At 49.0% G+C, this 243-nt stretch carries 1 protein-coding gene; it reads right to left on the reverse strand.

What is annotated here, in order from left to right:
• On the reverse strand, positions 1 to 243 hold a 243-nt coding region (locus SB756_RS34200; protein WP_410913771.1), incomplete at both ends, for a hypothetical protein.

A 243-nucleotide genomic window follows, 5' to 3' on the forward strand; every position in this document is an offset into this window, starting at 1 on the left:
TTCGTTACAGATAGGCATGATCAACGCCGTGCGATGCTCCGGGTTTAATGGTTCATCGCCAACTGTTGACGCAGATATACTGTATTTATCGCGACCAATAAGCAGTTGCAGGAAGCCCATTAACGCCGTCCAGAATCCGGCGGACACCCAACAGAACAGTACCGCAAAGAGGATCAGGATACCGGTTTGCAGCATATAAGGCAGAAGCTGCATAAAGGAAACCCACAAATCCTGACCAACCAT

Origin of the sequence: Pseudomonas sp. SIMBA_068, from assembly GCF_046534705.1 — a bacterium.
GTDB classification, from domain to species: Bacteria; Pseudomonadota; Gammaproteobacteria; order Pseudomonadales; family Pseudomonadaceae; genus Aquipseudomonas; species Aquipseudomonas putida.